The organism is Eudoraea algarum (assembly GCF_050589645.1).
In the GTDB taxonomy this organism is placed as follows: domain Bacteria; phylum Bacteroidota; class Bacteroidia; order Flavobacteriales; family Flavobacteriaceae; genus JBNGOQ01.
The window spans coordinates 877,093-898,510 of sequence record NZ_JBNGOQ010000001.1 but is presented as its reverse complement, the minus strand read 5'-3'; the positions used below and the strand labels follow the sequence as shown (position 1 = coordinate 898,510).

Here is a 21,418-nt window from a genome sequence, read left to right as displayed (position 1 = left end):
CCACCGCCGGAAATATTGGTCAGGTCGTAATCGAAAAATTGAAATCGCATTAACGCCAGGTTCGCGCCAATTCCTAGGGAGGTAAAATCCGATCCGGAATGGACCGAAAAATGCAAAAAAAGGAAAACCTAAGCAATGTGTTCTCAAATTGGATCGGTTTGGGGCCTAAAACAAAAATCTGGTATTAAGGTAGAAAATTATTTTGTTTAATAAAACTTTTCTTACATTTTTTTGTATGAATACTATTTTAATCACATTAGGAATATATATTGTTAAAATATTATGGCTTCCTACTCATAAAGTATTAAATTTCGTGTGCAAACCGCGAAACTTTTTATATATTTCGGTAAAAACCCGGCTACACCTCCCAAGAAGGATCGGGTCCCCAAACCAAAGATGATGCACATGAACACAATGAAAAGAATCCCCGCTATTAACCTACAGGAAACCCTGATCGTACTGGCCATAATAGGCATTTTGCTCCTTCTGGCCTTGCCCAATCTAATGCCCCTGATCACCAAGGCCAAGAGCATAGAGGCCCAGACCCAGCTAAAGGCCATTTACAACGCCCAGACCACCTATAGGTACATGTACAGTAAATTCAGTCCGGATTTCAACGAGCTCGATTTTGAGGCGCCCAGGACCGTAAAGGAGAACGGGACCGCCAACTATCAGTATCAGATTATCAGTGCGGACAATGCCACCTTTAAGGCCAGGGCCGAGGCCATTACAGATTTCGACGGGGACGGGGTGTTTAATGTATGGGAGGTTGATGAAAACGGAAACCCAAAACAAATTGTAAAGGATTGATCCCCTTCCTAAAGCTTGGCGCTATGATCTGTTGTGGACTTATCACCTATCAGGACTTTACCCAAAGACGGGTACTCTGGATCTTGTTTCCCTTGCTCGGGCTATTGCTGGGTACGGTACATTTTCTGCACAGTTCCCCTTCCCTTTTCTTGGGCTATGCTTTGTTGAATGGGTTACTGGTTTCTGCGGTAATCCTCATTCTGTATCTCTACACCAAAGGTCTCCGTAAAAAGGCCTTCCTCAATGCCAGCCTAGGCCTGGGCGATATCTTGTTCTTTTACGTCTTGGGTCTCGCCTTCCCCACCCTCACCTTTATAACCCTTTTTGCCTGCTCCCTAATCTTTTCCCTGATTGCCTTTTTGCTCCTTAAGAAAGGTTTGCAATGGTCTACGGTGCCTTTGGCCGGACTCATGTCCATTTTTCTGACCCTGATAATTGCGTACAGCCTCTTTTTTAACTCCCCTAACCTATACCTACTCTAACCATGCAGCATACCGATTACCAGATACAGACCCAACTACAACAACGGATAACCGCCGAACAGGCCTTTCATTACAGGATTGTCCCGGTAGCGGAGCAGGATGGGGTGGTGGTGTTCAATACGGACAGTACGGCCTTGGATAGCTTGTTGTCCGAGTTAAAGATTATTTTGGACATCCCGCTGAGCCTACAGGCTTGCGAAAGCGAACTCTTGCAAAATTACCTTACCGCCAATTACCGCGAACGACAAGATAGCACTACGACTGAGCTTCGGTATACCCCGGATTTTTTGGAGAAAATATTGCTGACCGCCAAGGAGATCAACAGTAGCGATATTCATTTTGAGCCCTATGAGACACATTGCAGGGTCCGCTTTAGATTGGACGGGAAATTGGTGGAACAATTTAGGATTCCCATAGGGGAATATCCCACCATCATCAACAAGATCAAAATCAGGGCCAATCTGGACATTGCAGAAAAACGCCTTCCCCAGGATGGGAGGATAACGGTAAAATCTACCCTGGATGAGTTTGACATCCGGGTGTCGTCCCTGCCCACCCTCTTTGGGGAAAAAATCGTGCTGCGAATCCTCAGTAAGGACGCCAGCGCCATTGATATTAACGATTTGGGCTTTACGGAAAGTGAACTTCGGACCTATTCCCAAGGCATCAAAAAACCCAATGGCATGGTATTGATCTCCGGACCTACCGGATCGGGAAAGACCACCACGCTCTACGCCACCCTAAAACTCCTCAACAATAGCGAGACCAATATCCTTACCATAGAGGATCCCATAGAATACACCTTGGAAGGCATTAACCAGGTACAGCTCAAAGAGGGCATAGGGCTGGATTTTGCCAGTGCCATGCGGACCTTCCTACGGCAGGACCCGGATATTATCATGGTAGGAGAGATCCGGGACGTAAAAACGGCCAATATGGCCATTAGAGCTTCGCTTACAGGACATCTGGTGCTCTCTACCATACACACCAACTCGGCCTGGGCCACGATCTCGCGCCTGATCGATATGGGCATTCCCTCCTTTTTGATCGCCAGCACCCTGAACCTAAGTGTAGCACAACGATTGGTGCGCAAATTGTGCACGCAGTGCAAGCAAAAGGAAAAAATAGCGGACCATCTTTTTCCCGACGGTTTTCTGCCCAGCCAGGAATTAACACATCATTATGCCCCCAAGGGCTGCACCCAATGCCACCATACGGGTTATAGGGGAAGAAAGGCCATCTATGAAATCATCCCGATTACCAAGGATCTGGTGGCCCATATCAAAAACAATGTCTTGGAAATTGAGGACTATCTGTATAAAAACAAAATTATCACCTTACGTCAGAACGCCATACAAATGATACGCGAGGGCATTACCTCCATTGATGAGGTGTATGCCTTGCTAACCAATTAACCCCATGAAAAAAAACCTGCTCGTTATACTATTCCTTTGTGCCTTTCATCTGCATGGCCAGGAAAATCCACGGATACAGAACATACAAAACAATCTGGAGTCGCTTGCCGTGGACAATGCGGGACTCACGGAAAACCTGAAACTGGACATCAACGTAACCAATGTGACCCTGCCCAATTTCCTCATTGCCGTCTCCAAAGTGCATCGGGTAAATATCAATGTGGATCCCAGCCTACAAGGCATTACCATTGTAAACAACTTCTCCAACGTCACAGTAGCCGATCTTTTGGTGTTTCTCTGTAAGGAATATCAATTGGATATCAATTTCACCGGCAATATTCTGTCCATTAAAAAATACGTCCCGCCACCGGAAAGGGTGGTGGAAAAAGAGGTCGTTGCCAACTTTGATGCCCTGAACAATCGTATTTCCCTAGATCTGAACAATGATACATTGGAGAAGGTCTTTCGAAAAATCATTGATATATCGGGTCAAAACCTGCTCTACAACAGTGGCATGGAGGCCCTTCCCCTAACACTCTACCTCAACAACGTGCCTTTTGATGCGGCTATGGCCAAGCTGGCGGAGACCAACAATCTGTCTTTTTCCAAATCGAGGGACGGTTTTTACTTGTTTAACCGAACGGATACCCCACAGAACAGTCCGACGGATACCCGCCAAAACCTTCCACCAAGGCCCCAGCGCAGCCCTAGGGGGAGCAATTTTTATTATCAGGTGCTCGATACGGTGAACCGACTGCTCAGTGTGGATTTTGAAAATGTCCCCATTGCACAGATCATCAATGAAATCAGTTATGACCTAAAGCTCGATGTCTATACCGCCACCCCCTTGGAGGAAGCAGGGAACGTTACCTTTAAGGCAAAACAGATTTATTACGACCGCCTGTTGGAACGTATCTTTGAAAGCAAGGCCAATGGCGCTATCGGGGCCAATCCGCCGCAAAATCAAAACACTAATCCGGCACAGAACAGGGCACAAAGCAATCCAGCCCGGGGTGGTCTGCCCACCAATTTTACCTATAAAAAGGAAGATGGTATTTATTTCTTCGGCACGGCCGATCAGCTCAGTGTCCGCCGAATAGAGGTCATCCAGATGATGCACCGATCGGTGGAATTGTTGGGAGACCCTGCACCCTATGCTGGAGGTGGCCGATCCGCCGGCAGGACCATAGGGGGAAACATCAATTACCTGGGTGGCGGTTTTCAAAACAATCAGGGCTTTGGCAATACCCAGGGTCTTGCTGGCAACCAGGGCTTCAACAATTCAAGAAGGATCAACACCCAGGCCAATAATACCTTTGGCAACTATAACAATACCGCGGAAGCCTTGGTCAATATTTTGCCCGATGACGTTTTGGTAGATCTGGACGTAAAAATAGATTTTGAATTGAACAGTTTTTTGGTCAGTGGCCCCGCGGCCAACATCAACCGTTTCCGAAAATTTATCAAGGAAATAGACAAGCCCGTTCCCGTGGTGCTCATAGAAGTAATGATCATAGAGGTGCGAAAGTCTGCTACCGTGGAAACTGGGATCAGCTGGGGCATTGGGGAAGAACCGGTAAAGACCCAGGGGCGTATTTTTCCCGAAACGGACCTTACCTTGGGCGCTAACACGGTAAACAAAATTATCGGCGGTTTTGACGGTTTTGGTTCCTTTAACATCGGGCAAGTGGTGCCCGAGTTCTTTGCTACGATCAAGGCCATGGAGGCCAATGGCAACCTAAAGATCCGTTCCACGCCAAAACTATCTACCCTAAACGGGCATAGGGCCAATCTATCCATCGGAGAGACTACCTATTATGTGGTGACCAACCAGAATTTCTTTGGCTCCCAAATTCCAACCACCTCCGAGGTACGGAATTTTCAGCCCATTGACGCCGAACTGGCCGTAAGCATAAAACCTCTGGTCTCTGGAAATGGCCAGGTAACCCTGGACATCAATGTGATCCAGTCCGATTTTAGTGGCGAGCGTATAGAGGATGAGGCCCCACCAGGACTTACCTCGCGTGAATTCAGTTCTATCATTCGCATGCAAAACCAAGATCTTGCCATTCTCGGCGGACTTGAGGAAAAGATCAAGAACGACTCTGGAAGCGGGGTGCCCTTTTTGGCCAGAATTCCTATAATCAAATGGCTTTTTAGCAAAAGGGTGCGCGAGGATACCAAACAAAAATTGACCATACTCATTAAACCTACGGTAATTTATTAGTGCTTAGTCCCTTAAAAACATACCTGAACGAAGGAAGCGTATACTACGGCCTAGAAGTGTACAAACTGGGTAAAAATGTCCTTTTTAACCTCTTGGAGCTTAGGAGAAAAAAACAAGAACTCTTCATTGGGGGGCAACACGCTTTTTCAACTATGGAGGAGGTCTCGAAGCATGTAAAAAAAGATGCACCCCTATTTGTGGTATTCGCCACCCAAAGCGTGCTAACCAAGGTAGTAGCGACCAACCCCAGCCAGGAGCATGAAGCTACCGTACATCGGTCCTTTCCCAACCTGGATTTTTCCACCTTCTATTATCAATTGGTGCCGATGGAAGAAACGACGGTCGTTAACATCTGCAAAAAGGAACATCTAGATCTATACCTCAACCGTTTAATAGAGTTGAAACTTCCAGTGACCGGTTTTGCACTGGGGATCTCCCCTTTTGTTGCACTATTGGATTTTTTGACGGAAGACAGCGTGCCTACCTCCACCTACCGCGTGCAACTTCAAAACCGTTCCATCCAGGAAGTACGGCCAATCGAAGGTATTGAACCTGCTCAAAAGACGCATTATGACATCAACGGTCTATCCCTTCCCCATACACATTTGCTAGTGTTTGCAAGTATCTTGGGCATGCTCTCAAAAGGGGTTGACGGTTTTAATAATTTTGGGGAGGAACTGCAAGGGCTTCAAAAAGAATTTAGGAACAAACGCCATTTTGGGCTGCTGTTAAAATCTTCCCTCATCTTTGTTTTATCCCTTCTGCTGCTCAATTTTCTCGTATTCACCTACTATTTTCAAAAGGTGGAAACCCTTCAGAACACTTCGGCGCTCAATCGGGACAGCAAAAGTAAGCTGGTAGCGTTGAAACGTGCATTGGAGAGCAAGGAAGAACGGGTAAACACCTTGCTCGCCACAACAAATTCCAAGGCCACCCTATACGTGGACCAAATGGCCATGAGTCTTCCTGTTTCCATGTTGTTTACAGAAATACAGTACCAACCCCTGGAAAAACCCATGCGGCCCAAAAAACCGATCCAACTCCTTGTAGGCACCATTACGGTACGGGGTACCGCCAGCAACGGGAACGATTTTTCTTCCTGGGTGGAAACCTTGGAAAGCTTTGCTTGGACAAAATCCGTCGAGACGCAGGACTACGATTACGGCAACAGGGGCCTGTCTAATTTTACCCTAAAAATAGAGATCCATGACGAGTAGCACGAGAAACAATATAAGCTTGGTAGGAATTGTCTTGGTGCTCTTCCTATGTTACAAGTTCGCCATTGCCGAAACCATCGCCCTGGGGAGGGAGTACAACAATCTAAAAAATGAGGAGGTCCTCTTTAAGGATATTCCCGTGCAACTTTCGGTCTTGAAAAGCAAGGAACAACATTACGATTCCGTCCTAAAGAAAATGAACCTGGGCAACACCTCTCTGGAGAATAACTTACTCCGTGCCTTAAATGGGCAGGTGGAGAAACACGGGCTTAAACTCCTCGATTTTAACGAGCCCCATGCCTTCCAGGACGGGGAAAACCAGTTGAACACCTTTCATTTTAGCCTAGAGGGAAATTTCACCGATATTTTGAGCACCGTGCATACGTTGGAACAAAAAGGAAACTTCGGTGCTCTGGTACATCTAGATTTTCAGACCAAAAGAAATTATAGGGCCAACAAAAACTATTTGGTGGCCACCGTGCTCATGCAATACGTTCAATAAAGCGTCAAGGGCTATAAAAGTTCCGTCACACCTGCCCCAACACTCTAGTTTTGGGCAAACTCATCGGGTTTCACCTCGTTCCAGACCTTGATTTTATGGTCTGGCTCCAGACCGGATTTCACCTCCACAAAAATACCATCGCTCAATCCCAACTCGATATCCCGGCGTTCAAATTGTTGCTCCCCGGTCTGTATCTCCACAAAAGGTTTCTTGGTCTTATCATCAAACTGCACCAGGGCTTCCTTTACGGCCAGAACGCTGTCTGCCCGGCCCAAAATAATGGACGCATTGGCACTGAGGCCGGCCCGTATAAAAATCGAATCCTGTTTTTTAAGTGTTCCCTTGATCTCGAACTGTATGGCCCCATTTTCCTCGTTGCCCTTAGGGGCGATATAATCCAGTACCGCATCAAAAACCTGATTTTCAATGGCCCCGACCGTAATCTCCAAGGGAAGGTCCTCTGTAATTTTTCCGACCTCGGACTCATCCACCTTGCCCTCAAAAATCATCTTTTCCACATCGGCTATGGCCGCTATGGTGGTTCCTTCATTGAAATTATTGCTCTCGATCACCTGGTTGCCCACCTCAACGGGCACCTCCAGGACCATCCCACTCACGGTAGCCCTGATCAACGTATTGGCCGCATTGCCGTATCCCTTGGCGGTACCGGTCTTTACAATATCGTAGCGCTTGTTGGCCGCGCCATAGGACTGTTTTGCCTGGTCAAAAGCGACCTCGGCCCTTTCCAAATCTACCTTGGAGATGACTCCCTTATCGAACAGGCTTTTTTGACGCTGCAAGTTCCTACGTTGGTCGTCCAAATCAATTTTGGCCTCATCAATGGCGTTTCGGGCATCGTTCAGGGCGTTCAAATTGGGAACTACCTTGATTCTTGCCAGCAGATCGCCCGATTTAACAAAATCGCCCCCTTCCACATATACTTCCTCTATTACTCCCGAGATGTTAGGCTTAATGAGCACCTCCTCCAAGGGAAGGATACTGCCCGTGGCCACGGTTTTCTTGATAATGGTCTGCTTTGAGGGTTCTTCCGTTTCATAGACCACTGGATCCTCCGCGTTTTTCTGGTACAAATAGTACATAGATGCTCCAAAAGTGATTACGATTAAGAGCAAAATGATAATAGTGATTGACTTTTTCATGGTTTGTGTACGTATATTACTGATTGATGATTCCCTATTTATAATGGCTCGATTTCCCTTCAAAGACCCCTAGTGCCCTGTAGACCATTTTCGCCCACTTCCTCCGAAATGGGCCCCTATTACTTATTCGTTCTGTGCGCTAATGCAATGTCTCAAATTTACATTATTCCGTTCGTAACGCATCTATCGGTCTCACTCGAATAGCGCTTTGTGCAGGGATAAAACCGGCCAAAAGGCCCGATATGATCAATATGACCAATGCCGAAACCACAACGCCCAGATTAACACTGGGGTTTACGAACATATCCACCGGTCCGTTGGCTTCCAAAAGGGCATTTATACCATAGATGAACAAGGCGCCTATGGTAATCCCTGCCATTCCGGAAATAATCGTTAAAAAGATGGATTCCATTAGTATCTGCATTTTAATGGACCATGGATGTTCGCCCAGTGCCCTTCGAATCCCAATTTCCTTGGTACGTTCCTTCACCACGATAAGCATAATATTACTTACACCGATAATGCCCGATAGCAGTACCATAATCCCAACAAAATAGGCAATTATGCGCATGGCCCCAAAAAGACTTTCCACCCTGTTGTACTGCTCGTAAAGGTCAAAATAGCCAACGGCCCTGCCGTCTTCCGGGTGTATTTTGTGTTTTTCCTTGATGTGGTCCACAATCCTCTCCTTGACACTGGTGATGGAAGTGCCATCATTGGCCGTAATGGCCATCCAACCTACATCATTTCCAGTATTAAAGGCTTGGGAAAAGGCGGAAAAGGGAACAAATATCTGATTTTGGGCCTCCTCCCCGTCCCCATCGGTGTTTTTCTTCTTGTAGGTCCCTACTACCATAAAATTTACGCCCTGGATTTTGATATACGTGCCGATGGCCGTCTCTTCCTTTTCGTACAACTCACTTTTGACACCCTCTCCGATAACCGCAATTTTCCGCTTCTCATTGATGTCCGAATGGTTGATAAAACGACCGGACGTGATGGTCATGGGTTCCTGTTTGATAATTTCAGGGTAATCGCCATATACGTTGAACGCCCCGGTATTTAGTCCCCGTACCACATTGTTGGTTCCCCGGAACCCGCCAAGCTGATTTCGGGGAGAAATAAATCTAAGATTGGGTACATGGTCGTTGATGGTCTGTACATCTTCGAGTTTAAATTCATATTCCCTCCCTTTAGGCAATCCCTTATAGGGTTTGGTGGTATTGCGGGACCACATGAACATAGTGTTGGTAGCGGTATCTCCAAAATCCTGTTTTATACCATTTTCCAGTCCCTTGCCAGCGGCAAGCAGAATAATCAAGATCAGAATACCCCAAAACACACCAAAAGCGGTAAGGACGGTTCTGAACCAGTTACCGGTGAGCACCTCCAAAATTTCTTTCCAACGATCTCTATTGAACATACCTATTTGTTATTCGTCCCGTAAGGCCTCTATGACCTGTATCCTAGCCGCCCTCCAAGCCGGGAAAAAACCGGCAACGGTACCTGCAAAAATCAATACCAGTACGGTAGAAAGGGCTACGTTAAAATTTACCGAGGGATTAACAATATAATCTACCTCCACATGGGGACCCAACAGTTCCAACAGCCCCATACTAAAAATGAGTCCCGTAAAACCCGAAAGGGCCGTTACAAATATCGATTCGTGGAGTATCATCCCTACTATGGACCAAGGTTTGGCCCCCAAGGCCTTTCGAATCCCAATTTCCCGCGTTCTTTCCTTTACTACGATAAGCATGATATTACTCACGCCTACCACTCCGGCGATAATGGTACAAACCCCTACGAACCAAAAGAAAAACTTAATATTCCCCGTTAGCCCGTAATAGCGCTTTGCTTCCTCTAAGGTATTAAAGGCATTGATGGCGCTGGGATCATCAGGAGCCACGGTATGGGCCTCCTGAAGATAGGATTTAAGGCCGGCCGTGAATCTAACCGACTGCGCAACAGCCTCTTCAAAGCTTGCTGCGGGCTGCAGGGTATAGGACAGGTTGTTTACCTTGTCCGAACCATTGAAGACCCTTTGTGCAGTGGTAATGGGAACAAAAATCCGGTCCTCTTCACGTTCCCCTCCGGGGTCTCCATAAACGCCTACGATCCTAAATTTGATTCCAGAAATATCCAAGTACTCCTGTAGTGGGTCTTCCACATCTTTGAAAAACTCCCTTTTAATCTTATTGCCGATAATCGCCACCTTGGCCACACTTTCCTCGTCCTTTTGATTGATAAACCGGCCCTGGGAGATATACTCGTTTTCTATCTGCTGATATCCCGAGGAAACGCCCTGCACCGGATACCCAATGGTTTCATTCTTGTAGTTCACAAAAACGTCCCGTATTCTGAACACGGCCGATTTCTGGTCCAGTTGATCGGCAAAGCGATTGGTCACATATTCGTGGTTCTCGTTCCGCAACTGTATTCTTCGGCCCGGATTAAGCCCCTTATGCTCTTTCGTAGTTACCCGGGTCCATACCCAGACTCGGTTGCTGGCATCCGATGCAAATTCCTTGGCGATGCCGTTTTGCATTCCCTGGCCAAAACCCAATAAAATAACAAGGATAAATATGCCCGAAGCCACCGAAAGCCCTGTAAGGAAGGTCCGCAATTTGTTCTTCCGGATGGTATCAAAGATCTCCTGCCATCTTTCTATATCGAACATAGGATTGGTATTATGCTTAGTTGATTACCTGGGTGTGTTACAATAAGACTTGGGCCATAGCGTATTGTTACAGTTAAAGTGGAAAAAAAACGGAAAAAAATGTTAAAATTGAGGAACTGACTAGCCCTTCATTTTTTTGTAAATGAAGTAAAACAATCCCGCGATCAACACATAGGGTACGGCCATGAGGTAGACAATGCCATTGTTTACACCTTCCGCAGCCGACCTATTTTCCTCGCTTTCCAGCACCGCACGGCACATAGCGCATTGGGCTTCGGAATATTCCGGAAGTAAGAATACGATCGCACATAGGATAAAGAAACCGCTTTTTTTCATTGGACATTCCCCGTCTTTCCGGGAAGGATTATTGGATTAATGCGCATAATACGGCGAAATCATAAGGTAGACCACCACCCCTGTCACCGCTACGTAGAGCCAAAGGGGAAACGTGATCTTCGCCAGCTTTTTATGGCTCTCATATTTACCCAAATAGGCCCTTGCATAGGTTTTCAAGACCAAAGGTATGATAACAATGGATAAAATGATGTGCGTTATCAGTACAAAGTAATAAATATACCTAATCGGCCCCTCTCCTCCAAAGGCCGTAGATTCCGAGGTCATATGATAGGCGATATACATAATCAAAAACACCAGGGATAGCGCAATACACGTGGTCATAAGGTTTTGGTGCGTTTTTCTTTTACCATTTTTAATGGCCAAAACCGCTAAGACCAGTAAAACAGCCGTTACTCCATTGATGGTGGCATAGATGGGCGGTAAAAACCCGAGCGGTTCCATATTGGGTATCTTGACCCCGAAGAGGGCGGCTACCACTAATGGGATAACAATGGAAATTACCGTGATAAGCCTATTGAACTTTCTTTCCGCTATGGCCACACCGTCCGTTTTATTCATCCAACAATTTTTTTATGTCCTCCTTCAATATGCTGATCTGCTCTTTTTCACCCTCCGGGTTTTCACCTTGCGCCTCCGTTAAGGTACCCCTATAATAGATAATGGGATTGCCAAAACTATCGATTCTAGATCGGATATACCCCTTTTTGTCCACAAGGGCAAACATTCCAGAATGTTCAAAACCGCCCGGTGCATTGGGCACTTGGGCCGCAAAAATATTAAAACCATTGTTTGCCAGCTCATAAATGAGCGCTCTGTCCCCGGTAAGGAAATGCCAATCCAGGTTGGTAACCCCGTACTTCTCCGAGTACGCCTTTAACACGCTTGGGGTATCGTGTTCCGGATGTATGGTAAAGGAAGCCACACCAAAGTTCTCAAACTCCTTGAATGCATCCTGCAGTTCCACCAGGTTTTTGTTCATAATCGGACAAATGGTGGGACAAGTGGTAAAGAAAAATTCCACGATATATACCTTTCCCAAGTAATCTGTATCCGTAATCAACAAACTGTCCTGGTTGTGGAATGCAAAGGCAGGCACCTTTCTGTTTTCCCCGCCCAACGTTATATAGGCAAGTTTGTCCGTGTCATTTTTTATGCTCATACGGTCATTCTCCACAATGGCACCCCTTTTGACCCGGTCAACGATCCTGGGGATAAAGATGATTCCAAAGATCAAAATGATCAAAGAAATCCAAACGTAGGTATATTGGTTCTTTTTCATGCTTTATTTTTCCCGATCTGCATTGTTCTTTTTTAAGGCCATGCGGTATTCCGCCAGGATAATCTTTACATCATCCTCCATCTTATTGTTCAGTTCCGCAACGGAAATGGTGTTAAAACCATACTTGACACCCTCATCCTCATCATCGGTTCGTCCCCGTAGGTTTCTGGTCTTGTCCACAATAAAAACATAGGGTGTTCCCAAATTATCATCCAGGTCGATATTGGTTTTTAAGCCTCCGAAAAATGTGGTGATATCCGCATCGCTTCCAAAGACGAACTTCCATCCCTTGATATCGGCTAGGTCGCCCAGTTCTTTTTTCAAAATGGTTACTTTTTCTTCCATTCCCTTAGGCACCACCATAACGATTTGAAAATCCCTGAACTCATAAAAGCGCTTGTAGATCTTTTGGTTCAGGTTAAAGGCACTGCCTTTTTTTAGTTCAACGTCCTTTCCCAAAAAACCGAGGATGGAAATTTTGTTTTCCAAACTGATATCTGCCCCTAAGGTATTTAGATCAGGAACATTTTCGGTAAGCACGGGGAGTTTTCCAAAGTTGTTGACTCCGGAGGCAAAAAAGAGATAGGCCACCAGGGGCAATACAAAGAGTACGACTAAAACAAAGGTTTTTTTCATCGTTCGTGGAGGTCCAAATACCTATTGCAGCATATGACGGCGTAAAGCATATGCTTCCTTGGCTACAAAAATAAAAAAGACGGTTGTTATACCGTCTCTTTGTTCTGTTAATTATACGTTAGAAGTCCCACGCCACAAAGCCGTCCTTGTAGACATTATAGATGTAATCCGCTTCAAAAAGTAGGATGAACACCAAATAGGCCACCAAAAAAATCGGCGTCCAGACTACGGCTCTTCTCAGGGAACTCTTTTCATCGCGCAAATGCATAAAATCCCATGCAATGTAATATGCTTTTACCAGGGTAAGGATAATAAATATCCAGTTCAATAACTTCATCCCCAGGAAATAGGACTCGGTAAGTGCAGCGGGCTTGGTGATACCCAAACCTACTTCAACCGCGGTAACGATGGTAAGGAAAATGAGGACTCCCCATATTTTTTGTGTGTTCGACTTAAATTTTAAAAGTCCCCTAAAAATTTCCAATTTATGTTCGTGCGCCATTGTTGCTTTTGTTTTTGTTTATACCAAATAGAAGAACGTAAATACGAATACCCATACCAAATCCACAAAGTGCCAATACAGTCCCACTTTCTCTACCATTTCATAATGGCCCCTTCTTTCATACGTACCCAGGATAACATTAAAGAAAATGATGACGTTTATGACGACCCCTGAGAATACGTGAAATCCGTGAAAGCCTGTTATGAAGAAGAAAAAGTCTGCAAACAAGCGGCTTCCGTATTCATTGTGGATCAAATTAGCCCCTTCCACCACTTGGGTGGCAGCACTGAGTTTCTTTAAGGATTCCTCACGGTTCAGCAGTGTCTTTTCGCCTTCCTCATTTATGGTTTCGGTCCGGATGAGTATATTGGGATTGGCCTTAAAACCTTCGGTAACTTCCCTTAGGGAATAACTTGGCAAGCTTCCTTCTTCCGTGTACCAAATGCCATTTTTTCTCTCATGGGCCGTACGCTCTCCTGGAATGGTCTTTGCAAAATCGGCCAAGGCCGCCCGATCACCACTATCGGCTTTAACGAACTGCAATATACGTCCTCCCTTGGTCTCCAAGGCGCCATAATCGCCACTGATGAAGGTAGCCCACTCCCAGGCCTGGGAGCCTACGAATATGGCACCTCCGATGATGGTTGCAAACATATACCAGATTACCGCGTTCTTTTTCATACGGTGGCCCGCATCTACCGCCAGTACCATAGTGACCGAAGAAAGGATAAGGATAAACGTCATGAAGGCTACATAGTACATGGGGTAATTGCCATGAAAAAACGGGACGTGGGTAAACACCTCATCGGCTATGGGCCATGTTTCAATAAATTTAAATCTTGAAAACCCGTAGGAGGCCAAAAACCCAGAAAACGTCAACGCATCCGACACCAGAAAAAACCACATCATCAATTTTCCGTAGCTCGCATTAAGAGGTCTATTTCCGCCTCCCCAAACGTTTTCTTCCGTACCTGTAGTAGCCGTTGTATCCATATAAAAATTATCGTATTAACAAATTTTTTACAAATTTACATTTTTTTCCTCCACAGAAAAGCCTAAATCGCTTTCTATGACCACTTAATTCGCCAGATCATTTAACGAAATACATAAATACAATTAAATACAACCACAAAAGGTCTAAAAAATGCCAAAAGGAGGCCCCCAATTCCAGGCCCAAAAATTCTTTTGAGGAATATTTATGCGTTTGATGATTGAATAGCACCACCAATAAGGAAATGATCCCAGCTACTACATGGGCAATGTGGACCACAGCGATCAAAAACACATAGGACAGTTTTATATTGCTGGTAGGCCCCGTAAAATAGTAGCCCTGCGCTACCATTTGAGAAAATCCGTTAAATTGAAGCACAATAAAAACAATGCCCAAACCCAAGGTAAGTACAAGCCATTGGGTGCATTGTTTCCGATTGTCCTGCTGGATTGCCCTTTTTGCCAGAATATAGGTTAAACTGCTAAGGACAATGACTGCGGTACTGATAAAGAAGGAAGTGGGCAACTCCAGGTCCGCGATCCAATCCTCTCTGGAACTACTCACGATATAAGCACTTGTCCACCCTGCAAAGGCCATTAATAGGCTTACAATGCCAAACCAGAGCATCATTTTCTTTGCCCTATCATTTTTCTCCTTCGGAGTTCCTTGTGTTAAATCCATGCCTCTAGATAAATTTATCAATTACATATACCACCTGCATTAGGCTAATATAGCTTACACTGGCCAACATAAGATTTCTCGCGGATATGTTATCGCGCTTGGTATAAAGGCGCAGTCCAAAAACGAGCATGACCATACCCATCAGGAACACAAGTACAGCTGCGGGAAGGGACAAATGCAATTGGCCCGTAATCCCAAAGACAGGGATGATGGAGATGACCATCATCCAAATGGTGTACATGATAATTTGCAAAGCGGTTCCCTTGTCCTTCTTTCCGGTGGGCAACATTTTAAATCCTCCTTTTTTATAATCCGCATCGAGCATCCATCCCAAGGCCCAAAAATGGGGAAACTGCCAAAAGAACTGGATCATGAACAAGGTGCCGGGTTCTATACCAAAATCGTTCGTAGCGGCTACCCATCCCAACATAAAGGGAATGGCCCCTGGAAAGGCCCCAACAAACACCGCTAGCGGTGTTTTGGTTTTTAGAGGCGTATAGACACTGGTGTACAAAAAAATGGAAATGGCCCCGAACATGGCCGTTTTTGGGTTTAAAATATAAAGGGATATTACCCCAAGGATGGTCAATACCACCGCTATGGTCAAAGCCTTGTTCACCGTCATCCTCCCCGAGGGAATCGGCCGATTCTTGGTGCGATCCATAAGCGCATCGAGGTCCTTTTCTATAATCTGGTTATAGGCATTGGACGCTCCCACCATACAATATCCGCCAAAGGCCAACAAAAAAAGAGGAAAAAAAGTAATTTCAGAAGCACCAAGAAAATAGCCGGCTATAGACGAAAAAACAACACTTACTGCTAGCTTAGCCTTGGTAATCTCCTTAAAATCAGCAAAAACCAAGGACCAGGAGGCGCTTTTTGCCGTGCTTATAGCAGTCTTCATTCGCTTCTAATAATAGGTCCGCAAAGATAGGGCCCGGCCGCTATTTTTGCAACGAAATAGCACGATTTATGTTATTTTTGAAGCGGTACCCCGTCCAATCAGCTAAAACTATCCCTCATGAAAAATAAACACCTTATTTCAGTAGTTGCATTCTCTATTTTTTCACTACTCTCCCTAAAGGCCCAAGAAGAAGAAGTTACCATTACCATTGACACCTTGTCCAATGACGTTTATATGTTGACAGGCCGGGGTGGAAATATTGGTATTTATGTGGGTGAGCACAACGTATTTATGATCGATGACCAATTTGCTTATCTAAGCGATAAGATAAAGGCAAGCATAAGTACAATCACCTCCAAACCTATTTCTTTTTTATTCAACACACATATGCACGGAGACCATTCCGGAGGGAATGCCAATTTCAATATGGAAGAGACCACCTTGGTTGCACATGATAACGTTCGAAAAAGAATTCAGACCAGGCAAAAACAAAACTTGGAGGCAGAAAAAATAAGCTTGGATTACTATACAAGGATGTTGCCGGAGGTAACCTTTTCAGACGATATCACCTTTTATGATGGGGAAGAGACCATAATGGCCTTTCATGTTCACAATGCACATACCGATGGGGATGCCATTATTTATTTTATGAACAACAATGTACTGCATATGGGCGATACCTATTTTGCGGGCAGATACCCATATATTGATCTAAAAAGTGGGGGTAGTGTCCAAGGCTACATCAACGCCCATAAAAAAGCCTTGATGGTCATTGATGGTGATACCAAAATCATTCCAGGCCATGGAAGACCGTCCAACAAGAAAGAACTGGAATCCTATGTAGCGCTTTTGGAGGATATCAAAGCCAAGGTACAGACAGAAATAGATGCCGGGAAGTCGCTCGAAGAGGTCAAGGCCAATAGCTCGCTGACCGGTTCCTACGACGCTACCCACGGCAATGGATACATTAAACCCGATGCAATACGGGAGACTTTTTATAAAAGCCTTAAAAAGTGATTGCCCTGAATGTGAAAATTTGATTTTCTACATCGGATAAACTATAGCTCTTATTGTATTTTTCTTATTTTTAGAAGGTTTTGCACCTCTTAAATCCAAGGTATGAACCTCTTGGATTGAGGCATTTATTCTATACATTGAAAAAAAACGGCATGGAAATTGTACTTCCCCGAGTGAGTACTATTTCCAACCAAAACAACACTTATGAGAACGCTTTACACCACCTTGTTTTTTTTGATCGCCCTTACATTCAATCAACTAAGCCAGGCACAATGTTCGGAAATTTACTTCTACAGGACCAACGGCTTTCAGAGCAAAAGAGCGGTGACCCTATATCACAACGGGAAAGAATTGGCTACCATCAATGCAGGTGAGCGGTACAAGGCTACGGTCTGCAACACCAATGCCCTGGAATTTGTGGTACGGACCAGTGAAAAGGACATGGTTCCCAGTAAGGTAGATCTTAAACCGAAAAACAATACCAATTACTACCTAAAGGTTTCCTGTGCGGCAGGCGTTGAGATAGCCTCCATTAAGATCCAGGAGTCTGCGAAGGGGAAAAAGGATGTAAACAACGGAAACAAGTTTATCTCCGAACTTAAAACCATAAGCATAGGGGAAAATGCCGTGGTCCAAGGTAGTGGTACCAGCCAGACTTCGTTTCAGGCCGGCGGTGGGGGACAGACTTTTGAACCCGTTCAGATCATTGACAACTTCAAGTTTGAGATTACCGAGATGGTAAAGGCAGGGGAGATGATGACCCTGTCCTATAAGATAACCAACTTGTCAGCGGAAGATCGGCGGCTCGAAACGTGCGCGAACATGATTTATTTCTATGATGACCTAGGTAATTTGAGCTTTGCGAAAAAGGTATGTTTGGCCAACTCCTGTTCTAACCCTCCCAGTTGGATGAAGACCTTAAGTGTCTCTTCAAAATACGCCTGCCATAGCAAGGTAAATTCCAATGCCATTATGCCCTCGGGAATACCGCTGAACGGTCAAATCACCATACAGAATATTAATAAGCGGGCCGCCAAATTTGTCCGGGGCACCGTTTGGTTCAAATCGGAGGTGGCCTACAAGATCGATTATTTCAATATGGAATTTCCCAAGGTGGTAGATGCCAACAACCCAAACAAAAGAAACTTTGGCACACAATCCATTGAACTTATGGAAGCCTCCCGGGACAGTATTAGCACTTATGTCCGCTTTAGACATACCAACTCAGGGCTGGAACCTTATCCCTCAAAAGTCAAGGCCGGCCTGGTATATGACGATCAGGGCAATCAACATACCTTGGACGGCATGTCCCTTATTTCCAAGGACAAGCGCGTGAACAACCGCCCTTATTTTAAGGGTTGGGACCTCGTGGTAAACCCAAATAGTGCTTCTGAGATGTATGCCATATTGGACAAGATTCCGGCAGCGGCTTCCGAAATTAGACGGATTACCTTAAGCTTCGAAGGTTTTAGCCTGTCCTGGGAGAACATCTCCATAGCGGGCGGTGCGGCCATAAAACAACCAGGGCCTGAATATATACCCTATACGGACTTTGAAAAAAAGGTGCGGGGCAATGAAAATGTACTCGGCACCAAGGTTATCCTGAAAAAAATCTATTTTTCCACGGGGAGCGATGTTATTTTAAAGAATTCCCACGGACAGTTGGATCAGTTGGGAGATCTATTGAACCTCAACAGCAGCCTCAAGGTAGAAGTATCTGGTCATACGGATGACGTTGGAGACGATCTGTCCAATATGCTGCTTTCACAAAAAAGGGCCGATGCCATCAAATATTATCTCATTGGAAAATCCGTACTGCCCAACAGGATCATCAGTATTGGCAAGGGGGAAAACGAGCCCATACAGGAAAACACCAGCGCTGCAGGCAGGCAGGAGAACAGGCGGGTAGAGCTTACCGTGGTGGAATAAAGCCCGTCCAAAACCCTTACTAAGGGACTGAACAGGCCCTTTACAGGTATGCGATCTCAGTTTTGTAAGCGGAAATTGATGGGAATATAGAAGGATACGTTTACCGCCTTGCCGTCCTTTTTTCCAGGCATCATTTTGGGGAGTTTACTTATAATGCGTTCCGCCTCCCTCTCCATGCTGCGCGTAGGGCCCCGCATTTCAATATGCCCAATGGAACCGTCCTTGCCTATTCTGAAAAGTACATGCACCTTCCCTTCGTTCCCCTGCATTCTATCCAGTTCTGGATAGTTAAATACCCGTTGCACATGCCTGGTCATTTTTCGTTGAAAACAACCTTTGCGTTCTTCCAAACTTACTTTCTCACAACCGGGAAAAACAGGCACTTCCCTCAACGCATCGATGGGAACTACAATGTCTTCCTCGGGAGGTATATAGGCAATGGAATCCAGCGGAATATGGTCCCCCTCACCATCAGTGGCGGGCTGTACAACATCGGGGCCTGGATCTAGTTCCCCACCTGTCTTGGATATAATAAGCTTCGTAGGGTTTGTGACCTTCTTGGGCACCACCACTTTCTCCTTTTCAATCTTGATCTTCTCCAGTTCCGGATAGTATTCCGGTGCAATCTCGGTCAACACATCGTTGGGTACCGTGGTAGTTTTTGTGGTTTCAAAAAACGCTTCCATCCCAAAATACACCATGATCAGTGCGAGTATGAGTCCGATCTGAAAATGGATAAAACCGTTTTTTCGTAAATTTACCTCCTGTTTGCCCAACTTGTTTTGGGCATACGAGGTTGCTTCGGTCTTGTTCCCATGGCCGTGGGAAGCAACACCAATTGTGTTCTTTTTTTTCATAATAATACGTTTTAGAAATTGTTATTATTATGTTAAAACACAAGAAGCGTACCAAAAAAAATCCCGGGCCTAGGCCCGGGATTTTTGATATATCGTAGTGAATTTTTACTGCAACTTAAAGGTAATCGGTATACTAAAGGGTACCCTTACCGCTCTGCCCCGTTGTTTTCCTGGGGTCATTTTGGGAAGCTTTCCAATAATCCTAGCGGCTTCCTTTTCCAAATTTTTATCCGGTCCACGCATTCTAACGTTACCGATACTGCCATCTTTTTGGATGGTAAATATAACGTTTACCCTGCCTTGAACACCCATTTCCTGAGCTATCTCAGGATAACGGAAGTTCTTACGGATGTGCTTTTGCATCATTTCGTTAAAACAGGCTCTTTTATCACTTTTCCTTTCACATCCGGGAAAAATGGGCACGTCTTCGATAACGGCAAAAGGTACGTCAACGTCCTCCTCTACTTCTTCCACTTCTACATCCTCTACTTCAATAATTTCCTCTTCCTGACTGGTCTCCGTAGATTCTATCACCGTTTCCTCTACCTCTTCCTCATCTTCAACAACTTCAATTACTTCGGGAGCTGCCGGTGGTGGAGGTGGTGGAGGTGTCTTTATCTGTTCTGTCATTGGAACTTCTTCATCCAATTCATCCTCTACATTCAAGGTGTAATCAAAATTACCATCATCCTCGTACGTCTTCCATTCCAAACCTCTCCATACTAAAAGCATGACCACTGCCAAGCCAATGACGAAATAGAGCCCACTATTTCTAGTTAAATCGGCTTTTGGATTCTTTTTTGGTTCCATAATAATACATTTTAATGTTTGCTAATTTAATTATTTATTTACTAAAAAAACAATTAATTCTTCCATTTTAACCGCCTTTTCCCCGAAAATATAAGTTTTATGGCAATGGCTCCCAGCAAAGCGCCCAGGGTATTTGCCAAAACATCATAAAAATCGCCTTCCCTGTGGGTGGTGAATTCACTTTGAATACCCTCAATAAGTATACCATAAAAAATGGCGAAGATCACGGCAACACCCAAGGCTTTGAACGAATCCACTTTTTCCCGGGCCATTTCCCATAAAGCAAGATAGCCCAATACGGTGGCCACAAAATAGAAGGTGAGGTGGGTAAGCTTGTCCATATGTGGAATTTCGATACCCAAGCTAAAATCATCATCCGGAAAGGAAACCAGGCTCAAGAGGGTAATGAACACCATCCAGCCGATAAAAAAAAACGTGCCTAAACGCGTTTTAAGCACCTATCAATTCCTTGTATTGTGCATCGGAGAGTAGGCCTTCTTTTTCCGCGGCGTCATTGATCTTTATTTTGATCATCCACCCCTCTCCATATGGGTCCGAATTTACCTTTTCCGGCTCTTCTTCCAAGGCCTCGTTAAATGCTATGATCTCTCCGCTCAAGGGCAAAAAAAGGTCGGAAACCGTTTTTACCGCTTCCACGGTTCCAAAGACCTCGTCCTTGTCCAGGGTTTCGTCCAGTGTTTCCACTTCCACATAAACAATATCGCCTAATTCCCCTTGTGCAAAATCGGTTATTCCTACAGTGGCAATATCCCCTTCGATGCTGACCCATTCATGGTCCTTGGTATACTTTAATTCGGATGGTATGTTCATTTATCTGTCTATTTGTTGAGGAAACAAATGTAACGGATTATCCCTAGGAATTCAAAAAAAAAGTGGTCGTGAAAGTTATCCGGACAAGCTCCTAAAAATTCTGGTCAAACCAGGTTGCGATGCCCGCGCCA

The 21,418-nt window shown here is 45.1% G+C and carries 23 protein-coding genes; 8 read left to right on the top strand and 15 right to left on the bottom strand.

Annotation, left to right across the window (positions count from 1 at the left end):
• Positions 1-405: 405 nt before the first annotated feature.
• From ACRD67_RS04145 to ACRD67_RS04120, 6 genes are read left to right on the top strand one after another with little or no spacing between them, the layout of a single operon-like run.
• Complete coding sequence (locus ACRD67_RS04145) at positions 406-810, top strand: type IV pilin-like G/H family protein (RefSeq protein ID WP_430965773.1); 405 nt, start codon at positions 406-408, stop codon at positions 808-810.
• Between the two features lie 23 nt (positions 811-833).
• Positions 834-1,292, top strand: coding sequence for a hypothetical protein (locus tag ACRD67_RS04140; protein ID WP_430965772.1), 459 nt, complete (start codon positions 834-836; stop codon positions 1,290-1,292).
• Between the two features lie 2 nt (positions 1,293-1,294).
• Positions 1,295-2,707: a GspE/PulE family protein gene (locus tag ACRD67_RS04135; protein WP_430965771.1), complete on the top strand. Its 1,413-nt coding sequence runs from the start codon at positions 1,295-1,297 to the stop codon at positions 2,705-2,707.
• A 4-nt stretch (positions 2,708-2,711) separates the two neighbouring features.
• Positions 2,712-4,934, top strand: coding sequence for a type II secretion system protein GspD (locus ACRD67_RS04130; protein WP_430965770.1), 2,223 nt, complete (start codon positions 2,712-2,714; stop codon positions 4,932-4,934).
• Positions 4,934-6,151 (top strand): hypothetical protein, encoded by a 1,218-nt coding sequence (locus tag ACRD67_RS04125; protein ID WP_430965769.1) that lies wholly within the window; start codon positions 4,934-4,936, stop codon positions 6,149-6,151. The genes ACRD67_RS04130 and ACRD67_RS04125 overlap by 1 nt, the downstream gene beginning before the upstream one ends.
• A complete protein-coding gene (locus tag ACRD67_RS04120; protein ID WP_430965768.1) occupies positions 6,141-6,653 on the top strand; it encodes a hypothetical protein in 513 nt (170 codons plus the stop codon). The genes ACRD67_RS04125 and ACRD67_RS04120 overlap by 11 nt, the downstream gene beginning before the upstream one ends.
• 44 nt (positions 6,654-6,697) lie before the next feature.
• On the opposite strand, the gene ACRD67_RS04115 is transcribed toward ACRD67_RS04120, so the two are convergent.
• The 11 genes from ACRD67_RS04115 to cyoE all read right to left on the bottom strand — a co-directional run bounded on the left by ACRD67_RS04115 (position 6,698) and on the right by cyoE (position 15,843).
• Positions 6,698-7,813: an efflux RND transporter periplasmic adaptor subunit gene (locus ACRD67_RS04115; protein WP_430965767.1), complete on the bottom strand. Its 1,116-nt coding sequence runs from the start codon at positions 7,811-7,813 to the stop codon at positions 6,698-6,700.
• Positions 7,814-7,976: 163 nt separating this feature from the next.
• Positions 7,977-9,236 (bottom strand): ABC transporter permease, encoded by a 1,260-nt coding sequence (locus ACRD67_RS04110; RefSeq protein ID WP_430965766.1) that lies wholly within the window; start codon positions 9,234-9,236, stop codon positions 7,977-7,979.
• 9 nt (positions 9,237-9,245) lie between these two features.
• Positions 9,246-10,493 (bottom strand): ABC transporter permease, encoded by a 1,248-nt coding sequence (locus ACRD67_RS04105; protein ID WP_430965765.1) that lies wholly within the window; start codon positions 10,491-10,493, stop codon positions 9,246-9,248.
• Positions 10,494-10,613: 120 nt separating this feature from the next.
• Entirely contained in the window at positions 10,614-10,829 is a 216-nt protein-coding gene (locus ACRD67_RS04100; protein WP_430965764.1) for a hypothetical protein, read from the bottom strand.
• Positions 10,830-10,865: 36 nt separating this feature from the next.
• Positions 10,866-11,408, bottom strand: coding sequence for a DUF420 domain-containing protein (locus ACRD67_RS04095; RefSeq protein ID WP_430965763.1), 543 nt, complete (start codon positions 11,406-11,408; stop codon positions 10,866-10,868).
• Entirely contained in the window at positions 11,401-12,129 is a 729-nt protein-coding gene (locus ACRD67_RS04090) for an SCO family protein (RefSeq protein ID WP_430965762.1), read from the bottom strand. Before ACRD67_RS04090 ends, ACRD67_RS04095 begins: the two co-directional genes overlap by 8 nt.
• A 3-nt stretch (positions 12,130-12,132) precedes the next feature.
• Positions 12,133-12,765, bottom strand: a complete 633-nt coding sequence (locus tag ACRD67_RS04085; protein WP_430965761.1) for a hypothetical protein — start codon at positions 12,763-12,765, stop codon at positions 12,133-12,135.
• A 118-nt stretch (positions 12,766-12,883) separates the two neighbouring features.
• A complete protein-coding gene (locus tag ACRD67_RS04080; protein WP_430965760.1) occupies positions 12,884-13,267 on the bottom strand; it encodes a cytochrome C oxidase subunit IV family protein in 384 nt (127 codons plus the stop codon).
• An 18-nt stretch (positions 13,268-13,285) separates the two neighbouring features.
• Positions 13,286-14,260 (bottom strand): cytochrome c oxidase subunit 3, encoded by a 975-nt coding sequence (locus ACRD67_RS04075; RefSeq protein WP_430965759.1) that lies wholly within the window; start codon positions 14,258-14,260, stop codon positions 13,286-13,288.
• 97 nt (positions 14,261-14,357) lie between these two features.
• Positions 14,358-14,939: a cytochrome c oxidase subunit 3 gene (locus tag ACRD67_RS04070; RefSeq protein WP_430965758.1), complete on the bottom strand. Its 582-nt coding sequence runs from the start codon at positions 14,937-14,939 to the stop codon at positions 14,358-14,360.
• A gap of 4 nt (positions 14,940-14,943) precedes the next feature.
• Positions 14,944-15,843 (bottom strand): heme o synthase, encoded by a 900-nt coding sequence (cyoE, locus tag ACRD67_RS04065; RefSeq protein ID WP_430965757.1) that lies wholly within the window; start codon positions 15,841-15,843, stop codon positions 14,944-14,946.
• A 117-nt stretch (positions 15,844-15,960) separates the two neighbouring features.
• Here cyoE and ACRD67_RS04060 point away from each other — a divergent pair, with 117 nt between their 5' ends.
• Entirely contained in the window at positions 15,961-16,860 is a 900-nt protein-coding gene (locus ACRD67_RS04060) for an MBL fold metallo-hydrolase (RefSeq protein WP_430965756.1), read from the top strand.
• 204 nt (positions 16,861-17,064) lie between these two features.
• A complete protein-coding gene (locus ACRD67_RS04055) occupies positions 17,065-18,789 on the top strand; it encodes an OmpA family protein (RefSeq protein ID WP_430965755.1) in 1,725 nt (574 codons plus the stop codon).
• 56 nt (positions 18,790-18,845) lie between these two features.
• Here ACRD67_RS04055 and ACRD67_RS04050 read toward each other — a convergent pair whose 3' ends face one another.
• From ACRD67_RS04050 to gcvH, 4 genes are all read right to left on the bottom strand, one after another.
• Entirely contained in the window at positions 18,846-19,646 is an 801-nt protein-coding gene (locus tag ACRD67_RS04050) for an energy transducer TonB (RefSeq protein WP_430965754.1), read from the bottom strand.
• Positions 19,647-19,751: 105 nt separating this feature from the next.
• The gene (locus tag ACRD67_RS04045) at positions 19,752-20,456 is read right to left on the bottom strand and encodes an energy transducer TonB (RefSeq protein ID WP_430965753.1); all 705 of its coding nucleotides are present in this window, start codon (positions 20,454-20,456) and stop codon (positions 19,752-19,754) included.
• Positions 20,457-20,509: 53 nt separating this feature from the next.
• Positions 20,510-20,872 (bottom strand): VanZ family protein, encoded by a 363-nt coding sequence (locus ACRD67_RS04040; RefSeq protein WP_430965752.1) that lies wholly within the window; start codon positions 20,870-20,872, stop codon positions 20,510-20,512.
• Positions 20,873-20,906: 34 nt separating this feature from the next.
• Positions 20,907-21,287, bottom strand: coding sequence for a glycine cleavage system protein GcvH (gcvH, locus tag ACRD67_RS04035; protein ID WP_430965751.1), 381 nt, complete (start codon positions 21,285-21,287; stop codon positions 20,907-20,909).
• Positions 21,288-21,418: the final 131 nt, after the last annotated feature.